This window comes from Streptomyces sp. MUSC 14 (genome assembly GCF_001866675.1).
Classification (GTDB): Bacteria; Actinomycetota; Actinomycetes; order Streptomycetales; family Streptomycetaceae; genus Streptomyces.
The window spans coordinates 94,454-109,477 of the sequence record NZ_MLYN01000023.1; the positions used below are offsets into that span (position 1 = coordinate 94,454).

At 72.2% G+C, this 15,024-nt stretch carries 11 protein-coding genes and 1 pseudogene; 2 read left to right on the forward strand and 10 right to left on the reverse strand.

Going from position 1 to position 15,024, the window contains the following annotated elements; translation table 11 throughout:
- Positions 1 to 31: 31 nt before the first annotated feature.
- Complete coding sequence (locus tag BIV25_RS14595) at positions 32 to 1,384, reverse strand: M20/M25/M40 family metallo-hydrolase (protein ID WP_071372724.1); 1,353 nt, start codon at positions 1,382 to 1,384, stop codon at positions 32 to 34.
- Positions 1,377 to 2,210, reverse strand: coding sequence for a M55 family metallopeptidase (locus BIV25_RS14600; RefSeq protein ID WP_071372725.1), 834 nt, complete (start codon positions 2,208 to 2,210; stop codon positions 1,377 to 1,379). The genes BIV25_RS14595 and BIV25_RS14600 overlap by 8 nt, the downstream gene beginning before the upstream one ends.
- A 785-nt stretch (positions 2,211 to 2,995) precedes the next feature.
- On the opposite strand from BIV25_RS14600, the gene BIV25_RS14605 reads away from it, so the two are divergent.
- Entirely contained in the window at positions 2,996 to 3,322 is a 327-nt protein-coding gene (locus BIV25_RS14605) for a hypothetical protein (protein WP_143076635.1), read from the forward strand.
- 14 nt (positions 3,323 to 3,336) lie between these two features.
- On the opposite strand, the gene BIV25_RS14610 is transcribed toward BIV25_RS14605, so the two are convergent.
- The 8 genes from BIV25_RS14610 to BIV25_RS14645 all read right to left on the reverse strand — a co-directional run bounded on the left by BIV25_RS14610 (position 3,337) and on the right by BIV25_RS14645 (position 14,588).
- Entirely contained in the window at positions 3,337 to 4,137 is an 801-nt protein-coding gene (locus BIV25_RS14610; RefSeq protein ID WP_071372727.1) for a DUF2690 domain-containing protein, read from the reverse strand.
- Positions 4,134 to 4,892 (reverse strand): peptidoglycan-binding protein, encoded by a 759-nt coding sequence (locus tag BIV25_RS14615; protein ID WP_071372728.1) that lies wholly within the window; start codon positions 4,890 to 4,892, stop codon positions 4,134 to 4,136. Before BIV25_RS14615 ends, BIV25_RS14610 begins: the two co-directional genes overlap by 4 nt.
- Before the next feature lie 152 nt (positions 4,893 to 5,044).
- Entirely contained in the window at positions 5,045 to 6,313 is a 1,269-nt protein-coding gene (locus tag BIV25_RS14620) for a cysteine desulfurase (protein ID WP_079176639.1), read from the reverse strand.
- Positions 6,300 to 7,679, reverse strand: coding sequence for a family 2B encapsulin nanocompartment shell protein (locus BIV25_RS14625; RefSeq protein WP_071372729.1), 1,380 nt, complete (start codon positions 7,677 to 7,679; stop codon positions 6,300 to 6,302). The genes BIV25_RS14620 and BIV25_RS14625 overlap by 14 nt, the downstream gene beginning before the upstream one ends.
- A gap of 341 nt (positions 7,680 to 8,020) precedes the next feature.
- Complete coding sequence (locus tag BIV25_RS14630; RefSeq protein ID WP_071372730.1) at positions 8,021 to 8,740, reverse strand: bifunctional 2-polyprenyl-6-hydroxyphenol methylase/3-demethylubiquinol 3-O-methyltransferase UbiG; 720 nt, start codon at positions 8,738 to 8,740, stop codon at positions 8,021 to 8,023.
- Positions 8,741 to 8,920: 180 nt separating this feature from the next.
- On the reverse strand, positions 8,921 to 11,386 hold the full coding sequence (locus BIV25_RS14635; protein ID WP_071372731.1) for a SpoIIE family protein phosphatase: 2,466 nt from the start codon (positions 11,384 to 11,386) through the stop codon (positions 8,921 to 8,923).
- 178 nt (positions 11,387 to 11,564) lie between these two features.
- A complete protein-coding gene (locus BIV25_RS14640) occupies positions 11,565 to 13,991 on the reverse strand; it encodes an MFS transporter (protein WP_071372732.1) in 2,427 nt (808 codons plus the stop codon).
- Positions 13,992 to 14,144: 153 nt separating this feature from the next.
- On the reverse strand, positions 14,145 to 14,588 hold the full coding sequence (locus BIV25_RS14645; protein WP_071372733.1) for an SRPBCC family protein: 444 nt from the start codon (positions 14,586 to 14,588) through the stop codon (positions 14,145 to 14,147).
- A gap of 148 nt (positions 14,589 to 14,736) precedes the next feature.
- Here BIV25_RS14645 and BIV25_RS49245 point away from each other — a divergent pair.
- A pseudogene (locus tag BIV25_RS49245) lies at positions 14,737 to 14,997 on the forward strand (radical SAM protein); the annotation flags it as partial.
- Between the last annotated feature and the right edge of the window lie 27 nt (positions 14,998 to 15,024).

Consider the following 15,024-nt stretch of genomic DNA (forward strand, 5'->3'; position numbering starts at 1 on the left):
CGTGGGCATCCAGCCGTGCGCGTCCACGCGTCTACGCCATGCGCAGGAAGCGGTCGAGCACGCGGACGCCGAAGTGCAGCGCCTCGACGGGGACGCGTTCGTCCACGCCGTGGAAGAGGGCCTGGTAGTCGAGGCCCTCGGGCAGCTCCAGCGGGGTGAAGCCGTAGCCGGTGATGCCGAGCCGGGAGAACTGCTTGGCGTCCGTGCCGCCCGACATGCAGTACGGCACGACGTGTCCGTCCGGTACGAACTCCTCGACGGCGGCCCGCATCCGCGCGAAGGTCGGCGAGTCCACCGGCGCCTGCAGGGCCACCTCGCGGTGTGCGAACTCCCACTGCACGTCGGGGCCGGTCAGTTCGTCGAGGGTGGCGGTGAACTCCTCCTCGCCGCCCGGCAGACAACGCCCGTCGACGTAGGCGACGGCCTCGCCGGGGATGACGTTGACCTTGTAACCCGCCTGCAGCATGGTCGGGTTGGCGCTGTTGCGGACGGTCGCCTCCACCAGGGCCGCGGCCGGGCCGAGCTTGTGCAGCAGCCGGTCCACGTCCCGGAAGTCCGGCTCGATGCCGTACAGGGCGGCGAGTTCGGTGAGCGCGGCTCGCACGGTCGGGGTGAGCCGGTGCGGCCACTCGTGCTCGCCGATGCGGGTGACGGCGGCGGTGAGCCGGGTGACCGCGTTCTCCTGGTTCACCTTGGAGCCGTGGCCGGCCCGGCCGCGCGCGGTGAGCTTCAGCCAGCCGGTGCCCCGCTCCCCGGCCGCGATCGGGTAGATACGGTGGCCGGCGCCGTCGTGGAAGGTGAAGGCGCCGGACTCGCTGACCCCCTCGGTGCAGCCCTCGAAGAGTTCGGGGTGGCGGTCGGCGAGGAAGCCGGAGCCGTCCTCGGCGCTGGCCTCCTCGTCGGCGGTGAACGCGATGACGAGGTCGCGGCGGGGCCGTACGCCGCGGCGGGCCCAGGAGCGGACTACCGCGAGGATCATCGCGTCCATGTTCTTCATGTCGACGGCGCCGCGCCCCCACACCACCCCGTCGCGGATCTCCCCGGAGAAGGGGGGCACGCTCCAGTCGGCGGCCTCGGCGGGCACCACGTCGAGATGGCCGTGGACGAGCAGCGCGTCGGCGCCGGGGTCGGTGCCCTCGATCCGGGCGACGACGTTGGTGCGGCCGGGTGTGCGCTCCAGCAGCAGCGGCTGAAGGCCCGCGCCGGCCAGCCGTTCGGCGGCGTACTCGGCGGCGGGCCGCTCCCGGCAGTCCCCGCCGCCCCGGTTGGTGGTGTCGATACGGATCAGGCCGGAGGTGAACTCCACGACCTCGGCCAGGGCCTGCTCGTCGACCTGGCCGTCGATCCGCCCGTCGACCGGCTGCGGCGTCCGCTGGTCAGCCATACTGCTCCTCCACGGCGGCGGACACGATCGTGGTGACCGCCTTGAACGTCCGGATCCCCTCGTACATCGTCGCGCTGGTGTACGCCACCTTGCGCTCCCCGATCCGCGCGACCCCCGGGACGACGGTGGCGGCCATCGCCAGGTGCTCGGCGTCGAACTCGACCGCTACGGTGAACGGCCCGCCCTGCACCGGTTCCTGACGGACCGCCAGACGTGCCGCCTCCTTGGCGGCCGCGCGGATGTCGGCGGCGGTGCGGGCCGGGGTCCGGCACACGGCCGCGTAGCGCGACACATGGTCCTTGACGGCGACCTTCAGCGCCTCGGGGGCGTAGCCGAGCGCGTCCTCGCAGGCGAGGTCGTCGCCGGTGACGAGGACGACGGGCACGCCGTACTCGGCGACGACGTGCGCGTTGAGCAGACCCTCGCTGGCGCGGACGTCGTTCAGCCACACGCCGGTGATCTGGTTGGCGAGGTAGGTGTGGGCGAGGACGCCCTCCATGCCGGCGCCCGCGTGGTAGCCGACGAGGGCGATGCCGTCGACGTCGCCGTGCTGCACACCCTCCACCATGGACAGGGTCTTGTGCCGTCCGGTGATCATCTCGACCCGCTCGTCCAGCCGCTCCAGCAGCAGGTTGCGCATGGTCCAGTGGGCCTCGTTGACGAGCACCTGGTCGGCGCCGCCGTCGAAGAAGCCCTGCGCGGCGGCGTTCACGTCCGAGGTGAACATCGACCGGCACCGCTCCCACTGCGGTGTCCCCGGCAGTACGTCGCCGGGCCACGTGACGCCCGTGGCCCCTTCCATGTCGGCACTGATGAGGATCTTCATGGTGCTTCACGTTACGCGTCGGCGGGACGACTTCCTATGAGGAGGGGCAGAGGTTGATCCCCCTGCCGGAGAGCTGTCCCGAGACGATCGGCAGCAGGATCAGGACGCTGGAGGACTTCTGGCGGGTCGCCGGCGAAGGCATTGGCTGCGACGGTTGCTTCGGGGGGCATCCCGATGCCTTCGCCGACTTCCTCCGGGGCGGCTTCGGCAGACCGGAGGCCGGTGACTTCGAGATCGAGTGGCGTGATCACGAAGTGTCCCGCCAGTACCTCGGAGGCCCGCGCGGGACGTGGCCCGACCGCCTTCGACCGGCTGGCCGAGATCATCGAAGAAGAACTTCCCGGGGGCCTGAGGCTTCGGCAGGAAGCACCTACGGACTTCCGGCCCCTGAGACCGTCCCGCGCCGCCGTCATGGGTCGGCGCTGCGCCGCTGGTCACGCGCCTTGTCGTCCCGCGAAGGCACCACTTCCCCGTGGGCTCCTGGCCTCCTGCCGCCGGGCCCCGCCAGGATTCCGTCTGGTCGACCGCACCTCGTCCGGCCCGGGCTGACGCACGGGGGTCTGCCCGGGCTCGGAACAGACAAGTGAAGGGTGCCGCCGACCGGCAACGACGGGACATGCCGAGAGGCCAATCGGTGCCTCGGAATGTCCGGGAAACAAGATCCATGCACCGGGGAGAGGTCTCCAATGACGAAGAGCATCAAGCGGATACTCGTTTCGGCATCCGTGCTTCTGCTGGGAATCGCGGCTCAGACGGCGTCCGCGTCGGCCGTGACCGTCCGTCCGATGACGTTCGACGAATGCGGTCACAACGGCGATTCCGGCGTCGACAACTGCATGTACATCAATGGCGCCGGTCTCTACGCCTCCGAGGTGCGCGGGTGGTCCACGCATGTGGGATTCGGGTACCCGGTGCACGAGGAGGTCACCGGGCCGAACGGTGTGGTCTGCAACTCGGCGACCGTCACCACCGGCGACGGGTCCGCGGTCGTCGGCTGCCAGATATACCCGAACAAGAACATCGCGGCGGGTACCTACTGCTCCATCCTCTGGGAGTACCAGGGTGGTGAGTACTACAACGACGCCGAGAACTGCGGCACCGTCAGCGGCTGAGCCGGCACCGCGTCTCACGGGGCGGGCGCGGAATAGCACTGCCGGGTACGTCGCGGCACAGTCGTCAGGCAGGCCGTCAGCGGTGAGTGCCGGGCAGGCAGCGCGATCAGCGTCGTGTAGACGAAGGCGTCCAGCAGGCGGGGATCGTCTACGGTGACGCTCTGCTGCGGCTCGCCGCGCGCGCTCAGGGTGAGGCGGTCTCCGAGCCGGGTGTTCCAGACCCTGGCCCATGCCGCCCGGCACAGCGGATTGGACCGGATCTCCAGTCCGGCCCCGGCCGGGGTGACCACGTTCAGCAGCGTCTGCGGCTCGACCCCGCACAGCGTCACACCGGGGTCGCGGCCGTTGCAGGCGGCACCGTTGCAGGAGACGTGGAAGCCCCCGCCGCCGCCCGTGCCGGCTGTGGCCACGGCAGCCACCGCCGCGCACGTCGCGAGCACCCCGCCGGCCAGCACGACGAGCCAGGCCCGGCGCCGCCCGGGCCGGCGGGCGGTCGGCGGGGGTACCGCCTGCGCATCGGCCGGCGGATCGTCCTGATCCGCCGTCCGGGCCGGGCGGATCGAGGCGCGGCGGCTCCACTCGGCTTCGGCCAGTTCCCACAGCGCGCGCATCCGCGGCTCCGGTTCGCCCGCGAGGCGGCACAGCCCGCGCACGGCGAGCCAGGGCGGCAGCGCCTTGCCACTGAGGTAGCGCTGCCAGGATGATCTGCTGTACGTGGTTTCCTCGGCCAGCGTGGCGAGGGTCAGCCGGGAGCGGTCCCGCAGCAGGCGCAGTTCGGCCGCCAGCCGCGCGCACTCGGGTGGTGTCGGGTTCATCGGCGCAACGCCGCCCAGGTGCGCGGGCCCACCTGTCCGTCGACGTCCAGGCCGAACTTCTTCTGCGCGCGGATCACCGCCGCCTCGGTGAGCGGCCCGAAGGAACCGTCGATGCCGCCCGGCGTGATGCCCGCGCGTTGCAGCAGGCACTGCAGCTCGGCGACGTCGGAGCCGGTCATGTCGACGACGAGCTGCTGTGTGCGGGTGGTGCTGTTGCCCGCGTACCACAGCCCGTCCCGGCGGCTGAACTCGCAGGCGTAGACGACGCGTTGAGTGACGGCCGCCGCGGGACGGGCGCCGGCGCCCGGCGCCGTCAGCAGGGCCGTGGTGACCGCGCCGACGACGGCCCCGGCACCCGCGGCGAGCAGCGTCCGCCAGACCGAAGAGCGGCGCGGTTCCGCGCCGCCGTCCGTCCCGGCAGCGGCGGGCGGCCCGTTCTCGGTCTCCTCGAACCGGGGCGGCACGTCCGCCGCGGCGGAGCTCGGCCGCTTGCGCCATGCTTCGTCCGCCACCTCGTGCACGGCCAGCAGCCGGACGACGTCCGCGCCCACCAGCCGTGCCAGCGCTTCCACCGCTTCGCGTGGCGGCAGCGCCCGGCCGCCGAAGTAGCGCTCCCAGGAGGAGGTGCTGTACCCCGTCTCCTTGGCGAGTTCGGGCATCGTCCGCCCGCTGGCGTCCTTCAGCTGCCGCAACCGCGACACAAGCTTGGCGACCGCCGGATCGAGCCCCGTCGGCAACGCACGCCACCGCGCCATGAACCGCCCCCTCAGGCAGGTGCGGAGGCCTCCTCCACGCACCGTCAGGCGGTGATCCTAGCCGCCCGGCCCACCGGCGAGGCGGAGCGGTTCGGGTCGCAGGGGAGGGCGAGCCCGCCCGGACACGGAACCGTCCGGGCGGGTGCCCGGCCTCAGGCGGCCTGCGGCAGCTTCAGCAGCGACGCCACCAGCCGGTCCACCTCCTCCCGCGTGTTGTAGAGCGCCAGCGACGCGCGGGCCGCCGCGTCGAGGCCGTAGTGGGCCAGGGCCGGCTGGGCGCAGTGGTGGCCGGCCCGGACGGCGATGCCGTCGCCGTCGAGCCGGTCGGCGATCTCGGCCGGGGTGCGGCCGGGCAGGGTGAAGGTCAGGACGCCGATCCGCCCGGCCGCCGGGCCGAGCAGTTCGAGGCCCGGGACCTGGGCCAGGGCCTGCTGCGCGTACGCCGTCAGCGACGTCTCGTAGTCCGCCACCGCCGCCCGGCCGAAGGCCGTCAGCCAGTTCAGGGCCGCCAGCAGCCCGGCCACGCCGGATATGTGGCCGGTGCCGGCCTCGAAACGGTGCGGGACGGGGGCGTACGTCGTACGGTCGAAGCTCACCGACTCGATCATGTTGCCGCCCGACTGCCACGGCGCCATGGCCTGGAGGATCTCCGGCCTGGCGTACAGCGCGCCGATGCCCGTGGGGGCGTAGACCTTGTGGCCGGAGAAGGTGTAGAAGTCGGCGTCCAGGCCGGTCACGTCGACGGGGAAGTGCGCCACCGCCTGTGCTCCGTCCACCAGCACCTTCGCCCGGTAGCGGTGCGCCAGCGCCGTCATCTCCCGTACCTGTGGCACGGTGCCGAGGACGTTCGAGGCGTGGCTGACGACCACGAGCCGGGTGCGCGCGGAGAGCAGATCGGCGTAGGCGTCCTGGTCGACGGAGCCGTCCGGCCGCAGGGGTACGGGCACGACGCGTGCGCGGGTCTCCTTGGCGATCCGCTGCCAGGGCACGATGTTGGCGTGGTGCTCCAGCACGGGTACGAGGACGTCGTCCCCGGGGCCGAGGTTGGCACGTCCCCAGCTCTGCGCGACCAGGTTGATCGCCTCGGTCGTGCCGCGGGTGAAGACGATGCTCTCGGCCGAGGGCGCGCCCAGGAACTCCGCGACCGCGGCCCGGCCCGCCTCGTACATCTGCGTGGCCTCGCGTGCCATGGTGTGCGCGCCGCGGTGGATGTTGGAGTTGGCGGCGGCGTAGAACGCCGTGAGTGCCTCGATGACCTGCCGGGGCTTTTGTGTGGTGGCGCCGTTGTCCAGCCAGACCAGCGGGTGGCCGTTGACCGTCCGGTGCAGGACCGGTATGTCCCGGCGGGCTGCTTCGGGTGTGAATCCCCGGGCGGTGCCGGGTGGTTGGGGCTGCCCGGCCACAACGTCAGGAGTAGTCATGGTATGTGGACACCTCGACGTTCTGGAGCACGGCGAGCGCGTCCTCCACCAGGACCGCCGCGTTGAAGTACGCCGTCATCAGGTACGACGTGATGCCCTTCTGGTCCACGCCCATGTTCTTCATCGCGAGGCCCGGTTCGACCTCGTCGGCGACCTTCGACGGCCGCAGGCCCACCACGCCCTGTTCGGCCTCGCCGAGACGCATCAGCAGGATCTCGGTCGTGCCGACGCCCGCGCCGCCGGAGAAGCGCACCTTGTCCGAGGGCAGCAGGGGCACGCCGCGCCAGGTCAGCAGGGGGCTGCCGAAGCGGCTCTCGATCACCGGGGGTACGCCCCGGCGGGTACATTCACGGCCGAACGCGGCGATCGCCTTCGGGTGGGCGAGGAAGTATGCGGGCTGCTTCCACACCCGTGTCAGCAGCTCGTCGAGGTCGTCGGGGGTCGGGGCGCCGGTGCGGGTCTGGACGCGCTGTCCGGGGGCGACGTTGTGGAAGAGCCCGGACTCCGGGTGGTACAGCATCGAGGCCTCCTGCCGCTCGCGCAGTGCGTGCACGGTCAGGTTGGCCTGGGCCCGTGTCTGGTCGATCGGCCCGTTGTAGAGGTCGGCGACGCGGGTGTGGACGCGCAGCACGGTCTGCGCGAGGGTCATGTGGTACTCGCGGGGGGTGTCCTCGTAGTCGACGAACGTCCCCGGCAGGTCGGGTTCGCCGTCGTGTCCCGCGGTGAGGTCGACGGGGACCTCGGCACCGGCCATGACATGGGCGCCGGCGGCGTACGCGTCCAGCGCGGCGCGTAAGGTCGCGTCGCGTTCGGCGAGCCGGGCGAGTTCCGCGCGCTCCAGGCAGAGGGCGGTGCCCGCGGTCAGCGCCTGCACCCGGTAGGGCAGGGCCTCGGCGCCGGTCCAGGCGGCGAGGTCGAAGAACTGGCCGTCGCCGATGACGTCGAGGAGCGCGTCCGCGCCGTACTGCCCGGTCGCGCGCTTCTCCGCGCGGCCGTGCGCGATCACCCACAGCCGGTCGGCGGGGGCGCCCTCCTGGGCCAGGATCTCGCCGGGCTCGAAGGACACCTGTGTGAAGGCGCCCGCGAGTTCCGCCAGCAGGGCCTCGTCCGCCTCGCGCAGGTACGGAAGTTCGCGCAGGTCGCCCGCGATGACGCGCGGCGTGTCGTCGTCGGTCGTGCTGATGCGGTCGTCACCGAGGACGTAGGTGCGGCGCCGGTTGACCCGGTAGACGCCGGAGTCGACGTCCACCCAGGGCAGCGCGCGCAGCAGATAGCGGGGTGTGATGCCGCGCATCTGCGGTGTCGTCTTGGTCGTGTCGGCGAGTTGCCGTGCGGCGTCCGGGCCGAGGGTCAACCGCTCGCTCATGTGAACTCCTCGCAGGTAGGGCATGGGAACGAGGAGCGATCGTCTTCCCGACGAACGGTTCATCACAAGAGAGCATTTATCTGCTGATGGCAGGAATTGTCAGCCGTATGTCACGCCGAGAATCGTATGGGTGCCCGAACGAGCTTCGTCGCCGCTGGTCGCGGCGTGCGGGGTGACGGGGATTTTCTATCGGCACGGGGACGGCCGGACCACCGAATCGTCCATAGAGGGCCGAATTTCCCCTCATATGCATGCTTGGTGAAACCCAAAGAGGTGTTTATCACTGCCGCCCGGGCAGAGCCGGGCGGCAATGGACGACGACGGACGGCAACGGGCGGGTTCTAGCGCCCGGCGAGCACGAACCAGCGGGCCGGCAGGTCGATGCGGGTGCCGTCGGTGAGGTACTCGGTCTGCGGCAGGCTGGTCACACCCTCGGCGAGGACCGTCAGGCCCGCCGCGTCGAGCAGGCGCGGGATCTCCTCGTCGTCGGCGTCGGCGGGCTTGAGCCCGTGGTGGAAGACGCGCTGGAGCTTGGGCCCCGGGCCGGCCGGCTGGGTCGCCGCGCGCCTCAGGACGTCCCGGGAGCCGGAGGTCAGTTCGACGACGAACGCGCGTCCCTCGATGCCGACGATCTCGGCGACGGCGGCGGCGACCGCGGGCCGTGCCTCCGGTTCGCTCTGATGGATGACGGCGCGCATGTAGACGTGGGCGTCGCCGAGCCGCTCGTGCAGGGCGCGGACGGCGTCGGTCTCGGTCAGGTCGAGCTGCTGGAACTCCACCGTGTCGTCGTTCTTGGCGCGCCGGGCGTGCTCGACGGCGGCGTGCGAGAGGTCGACGCCGACGGCGCGGGCGAAGCGGGTGGCGAGGTAGCGGGTCGTGGTGCCGTTGCCGCAGCCCAGGTCGACGATGGTCCGCTCCGCGTCGGCGTGGGGCAGCAGCAGAGCGCTGTGCGGTTCGGCGGAGAGGGCGGGATCACAGTCCCAGATCGCCTCGCCCGCCTCGTCGGAGGTCTCTCTCCAGTAACTTTCCCAGGCGTTGCGGTAGTTGTCCGACACGTTCATTGCGATCTCCCCACGGTTCGGTTCGTGATCGGGATATCGCGGAGGCCGGGAGTGGGGCAAGTGCCGGGTGGGCACCTTCACGAGATGCCCGGGCGCCCCGGGTGTGCCGGGGGCGCACAAAGCCGGGACGCACGCCCCTCCCCCGGCTCGCCCCTTCCCTCCCCCGTGGCCGCCCTTCGCTCACGTCCCTGCCGTGACCGCCTGTTCGAACCACACCGTCTTGCGGTGCCCGCTCGCCGTGGCGCCCCATTCGCGGGCCAGCCGGCTGACCACACGCAGCCCGCGCCCGGCCTCGTCGTACGGGCCGGCGCCGAGCATGGCGGGCAGGGCCGGTTCGTCGTCGGTGACCTCGAAGAGGAGGGCGTCGGCGAGGATCACCCGCAGCCCGACCGGCTCGCTCACGGCGTGCCGTACGGCGTTGGTGACGACCTCGCTGACCAGCAGCTCGGCCGTGTCCACCGCCTGCGGCAGCCCCCAGTCGAGCAGTTGGGCGCGCACCAGGCGGCGGGCGCGGGCCACCTCGCTCGGGCCGGGGTCGAGCCGCCATTCGGCGACATGGTCGGCGTGGATGCCGTTGAGGCGGGCCATGAGCAGGGCGACGTCGTCCTTGCGGCCGCCGCGGGTGTTGAGGGCGCGGATGATGGTGTCGCAGGCGTCGTCCATGGAGGCGGCCGGGTGCGCGGCGGACTCGCACAGCGCGGCGAGGCCCTCGCCGATGTCGCAGCCGCGGACCTCGACGAGGCCGTCGGTGCACAGCACCAGCCGGTCGCCGGGTCGGACCGCGATACGCAGGGACTCGAAGGCGACGCCGCCGACGCCGATCGGGGCGCCGGTGGGCAGGTCGAGGAGTTCGCTGCTGCCGTCCTCGGCGCGCACCAGGACGGGCGGGATGTGACCGGCGTTGGCGAGGTGCAGTTCTCCGCGGATCGGGTCGTAGACGGCGTAGAGGCAGGTGGCGAGGTAGTTGTCGCCGAGCCGGCGGGCGAGGTCGTCGAGGTTGCGCAGGAGCCGGGCGGGCGGGGTCTCCATCGTGGCCATGGTCTGCACGGCGGTGCGCAACTGCCCCATCATCGCGGCCGAGTTGAGGCCGTGGCCCATGACGTCGCCGACCACGAGGGCGGTGCGCGAGCCGGGCAGCTTGATGGTGTCGAACCAGTCGCCGCCGATCCGGCCGAGCCGGGTGCCGGGCAGATAGCGGGTGGCCACGTCGCACCCGGCCATCCGCGGGTTCACCTGCGGCAGCATGCTGTCCTGGAGGGTGTCGGCGACGTTCTCCTGGTACGTGTACATGCGGGCGTTGTCGAGCACGAGGCCCGCGCGGGCGGCGAGTTCGGCGCCGGTGGTGCGGTCCATGTCGTCGAAGGCCGGCCGGTCGGGGCGGCGCATCAGCACCATGAAGCCGAGGACGACGTTGCGGGCCTTGAGCGGCACGATCAGCAGCGAACGCCCGCCGATGAGCGGCCGCAGGTCGCGCTTCTCGAACTCGCCCGAGATCCGCTCGGACAGCTCCTCGGTGACCCGCGGGATCAGCACCGGCTCGCCGGTGACCATGCACTTGTAGAACGGGGTGTGTTCGGGGAAGGCGAAGGCCTCACCGACGGGCACGGTGTCGTCCCAGCGGCCGGGTTCGTCGTTGTGCTCGACCCAGACGCGGAACATCACGGTGCTGGCGTCCGGCGGGCCGTCCGGGAAGCCCTCGCCCGCGAGGACGGCAGCGCGCAGATGGGTGCCGGCGAAGTCCGCGAAGCGGGGCACGGCGGCGCTGGTGACCTCGCGGATGGTCTCACCGAGGTCGAGGGAGGAGCCGATGCCGGAGCTGACCTCGTTGAGGAACTCCAGCCGCTCGCGCACCGCGGCGTACTCCAGGTCCGCCTCGGCGCCGGCCGGGACGAGGGGCGGCGCGGAGCGCTGCTGGGGTACGACGGCCTCGGTGCGCACCCGGCCGGGGCGGCGGGGCACGCCCCAGTACGGGGTGACGGGCACCCGGTCGGACTGGCTGAACTCCAGGACGGGATAGCCGAGTTCGAGGACCTGGGAGACGATGCGGGAGCTGAGCCCCGGGCCCATGTTGGGCAGGATCTCGGGCAGCCGCCGCGCCAGTTCGTCGGAGGCGGGCAGTTCGGTGTGGCGGGCGAAGCCGGGCGAGATGCGCTCGGCGGTCTCGTCGTCGTAGCCGCGTTCGTCGCGCAGCCGGGTGGCGTCGGCGGCGAGCACGAGCAGCCGGGACGGGCCGGGGCCGACCAGCGGGTAGGCCCACCACAGCACGTCGAGCCGCTCGCCGTCCGGTGCCCCGCCGGGTGTGCTCTGGCGGGCGCGGCCCGCGGTGGCGTAGCCGGTGTGCCCGTCGAGCGAGGCCTCCAGGTCGGGTCCGGGGTCGTCGTACGGCGTGTACGCGTGCCGGGTGTCCGCGCCGTGCGCGTCGTCGGCCAGGGCGCCGGAGACCGGCAGCAGGTCGGCGGCGGGCCGCCCGACGGCGTCCTCGCGGTCGACGCCGAACAGCCGCCGGGCGCCGCTGCTCCAGTGGGACACGAGGCCGGCGCGGTCGACGACGACCACGCCCAGTGGAATGCGGCCCGCGGCGGCGTCCCCCTCGCCGTGGCCGGGAGGTGTGTCCCGCGTGCTGCCACGGTCGTCGCCGAAATCCATGGCCCAGGCCCTTTCTCCCCTACGGCTGTTCGCAAACGATCTGTGAAGCCTGCCACTACCGTACGGCCCGGTACGGTCGCGATGTGTGGCAATCCTGGAATTGGTTTCACCGGATCGCACCGGCGCGCGGCTCGGTGCCGCGCGGGCGCCCCCCGTCGGCTCCGGCTCCGGCCGACGGTCAGTCCTCGTGGCCCAGTTGCAGGTCGCGCTCGGTGCGGCCGCCGCCCGCGACCTGGAGGACGGTGGCGACCGGCGGGTAGCCGGCCGCGATGACGGTGTACTCGCCGGAGGAGAGGTCGACGAAGCGGAACGTGCCGTCCGCTCCGGTGGTGAGGGTGTCGACGACGTTGCCCGCGGCGTCGAGGAGCGTGACGCGCGCGTCCTCCACGGGCCGTCCGCCGCTCGCCCGGACGGTGCCCCGCAGCACGGCGCCGCCCGCGAGTTCGACGTCCTGCCGGGTCTCCCGGGAGGCCTGCACGCTGATCGGGAGGGCGGCGGGGCGGTAGGCGGGGGCGCTGGCGGCCAACGTGTACTCGCCGGCGACGAGTTCGGTGATGACGTAGCCGCCCTCGCGGCCGCTGCGGGTGGCGGCGACGACCTCGCCGTGCACGTTGGTGAGCGTGACGGTGGCGTCGCGCACGGGGTTGCCGTCGGCGGTGAGGACGCTGCCCGCGAGGCGTCCGGCGCCGCCGAGGACGACGTCGAGTTCGACGGGGCGTTCGCCGACGGTGACGGAGACGGCCTGCGGCTGGTGGCCGCCCGCGGCGGCGATGAGGACGTACGAGCCGGAGCCGGGAGTGCTGAGCGCGTACCGACCGTCGTCGCCGCTCGCGCCCCGGCCGATCTGCTGTCCGGAGACGTCGATGAGGGTGAGGGCCGCGCGGGGCACCACGGTGCCGTCGGGGTGCTGCACCGTGCCGCAGACGGGGATGCCGGCGGCGTACGCCGAGCGGGCCTGCGGGATCGGGGGGTTCGCGGGCACGGTCACGGTCACGTGCACGGCCTCGGGCTCGTGATCGGGTTCGGCGGTGGGGTGGGACACCAGGGGTTTCTCCTTGAGGAAGAAGGCGATGAGCAGGCCGGCGACGAGCACCGGGACGAGGTAGAGGAAGATCCGGGGCATCGCGTCGGCGTAGGCGCGGGTGTAGGCGTCGCGCAGGGCCGGCGGCAGTGCGTGGACGAGCTGCGGGGTGATGGAGTCGGCGTCGGGCAGCCGGGCGCCCGCGCGCGGGGGCAGTTCCCTGCGCAGCGCTGAGGTGAGGCGGTCGGCGAAGAGGGTGCCGAAGACCGCGGCGCCGACGCTGCCGCCGATCTGCCGGAAGTAGTTGTTGGCGCTGGTGGCGGTGCCGAGGTCGGCGGGGCGTACGGAGTTCTGCACGGCGAGGACGAGGACGGGCATCACGAGGCCGATGCCGGCGCCGAGGACGGCCATCCAGATGCTGTAGTGCAGCCGGGGTGTGTCGACTTCGAGGCGGGAGAGCAGCCACATGCCGACGGCGGAGACGGCGCTGCCGAGCACGGGGAAGATCTTGTAGCGGCCGGTGCGGCTGATGAGCTGGCCGCCGATGATCGAGGCGCCGACGATGCCGGCCATCATCGGCAGCATGAGCAGGCCGGACTCGGTGGCGCTGGCGCCGTCGACCATCTGCAGGAAGGTGGGCAGATAGCTGGCGGCGCCGAACAGGGCGACGCCGATGACGAGGCCCACCAGGCCGCTGACGTCGAAGACGGAGTCGCGGAACAGCCGGAGCGGGATGAGGGGTTCGGCGGCGTAGCGTTCGGCGACGAGGAAGAGCACGGACGCGGCGAGGGCGCCCGCGCCGAGGCCGAGGATCTGCCGCGAGCCCCAGGCGTATTCGGTGCCGCCCCAGCTGGTCAGCAGCACCAGGCAGGTGGAGGCGGCGGCGAGGAGCAGCGAGCCGAGGACGTCGAAGCGCCCGCGGGCGGCGGGTTTGGGCAGTTTCAGTACGACGGTGACGACGGCGAGGGTGACCAGTCCGAAGGGGACGTTGACGTAGAAGCACCAGCGCCAGGAGAGGTGGTCGGTGAAGTAGCCGCCGAGCAGCGGGCCCGCGACGGAGGCGAGGCCGAAGGCGGCGCCGATCAGGCCCATGTAGCGGCCGCGTTCGCGGGGCGGCACGATGTCGGCGATGATCGCCTGCACACCGATCATGAGACCGCCCGCGCCGACGCCCTGGAGTGCGCGGAAGGCGATCAGCTGGTCCATGGACTGGGCCCGGCCGGCGAGCGCGGAGCCGAGCACGAAGACCGCGATGGCGAACTGGAAGACGCCCTTGCGGCCGACCAGGTCGCCGAGTTTGCCGTACAGGGGCAGGCCGACGGTGGAGGTGAGCAGGTAGGCGGTGATCGCCCAGCTCATCCGGTCCAGGCCGTGCAGTTCGCCGACGATCTTCGGCAGTGCGGTGGCGACGATCATCTGGTCGAGCGCCGCGAGGAGCAGGGCGAGCATCAGCCCGAGGAACACCCACCGCACGCGGCGGGCGCCCAGTCGGGGCGCGGGCGCGGGGGCCTGCGGTGCGGCGGGGCTCTCCTGCCCGACCGGCGCCACGGCCCGCTCCTGCTCCACCAGTGTCGTGCCGCCCACGTGCCGCTCCTCTCGTCACACCTGCTCACATTTCCCGCGTAAGGCGTCAACTGTGAACAACTGCGGTGAGTTACGGAATCGTTCCGGGCAGGGCGGAGATGCACTCGAACCGGTGAAGGGGCCCAACGCCCCTTCGCCGGCGGAGCGTTGGAGCTACTTCTCGACCTCGGCGGCGAGGTTGGCGAGCAGGGCGTCGTAGATCCGGCCGAGCCCCTTGGGGGCGAAGGTCTTCTCGAAGAAGCCGCCGATGCCGCCGGCGCCCTGCCAGGTGGTGGTGACGACGGCCCGGGACCTGCCCTCGCCGGCGGGGGTGACGCGCCACGTGGTGACCATGGAGGAGTTGCGGTCCTTCTCGACCAGTTCGCCGTCGGTGGGCTCGCTGACCTCCAGCAGGCAGTCGCGCACCCGCTTGCTGGTGGCCTGGAGCCTCCAGTGGACGAGGGTGCCCTCGCCGTCGCCGCCCTCGCGGACCTCGTACTCGCTGAACTGCTCCGGCAGCAGCTTCTGCCGCGTGCCGCTGTAGTCGGCGAGGGCGTCGAACACCTTCTCCGCGTCCGCCGCGACGACCCGCTCCGTAGTGGCCTCGACCTGCGCCATTGCGTTCCTCCAGGACCTGCGTTTCTCGGGGTTGGGGCAAGCCAACCACCCCGGTGCCCGGCCCCCCAAATCGGGGGGCGCCAACGCGGACGCACGATCATGGGAACAGATGTTCTATTGTGTGCGGCAGTGCTACCGAGGAGGCGTCATGCGCTGGGAGAACCTCACCGTCCGGCCTGCGGCAACCGTCGAGCCGCAGGAGCCGGCCGCGCACGGCCGGGCCGCCGAGCCCGCGCTGTTCGGCGCGGACGCCGTGGTCACCCGCACGTTCGACACGCCCGAGTTCCGCGGGATCACCTTCCACGAGGTCCGGGCGCGCTCGGTGCTGAACCGGGTGCCGGGCGCCTTGCGCATGCCGTTCGAGTGGACCGTCAATCCCTACCGCGGGTGCAGCCACGCGTGCTGGTACTTCACTGCATGACCCTATTGAGCCCGG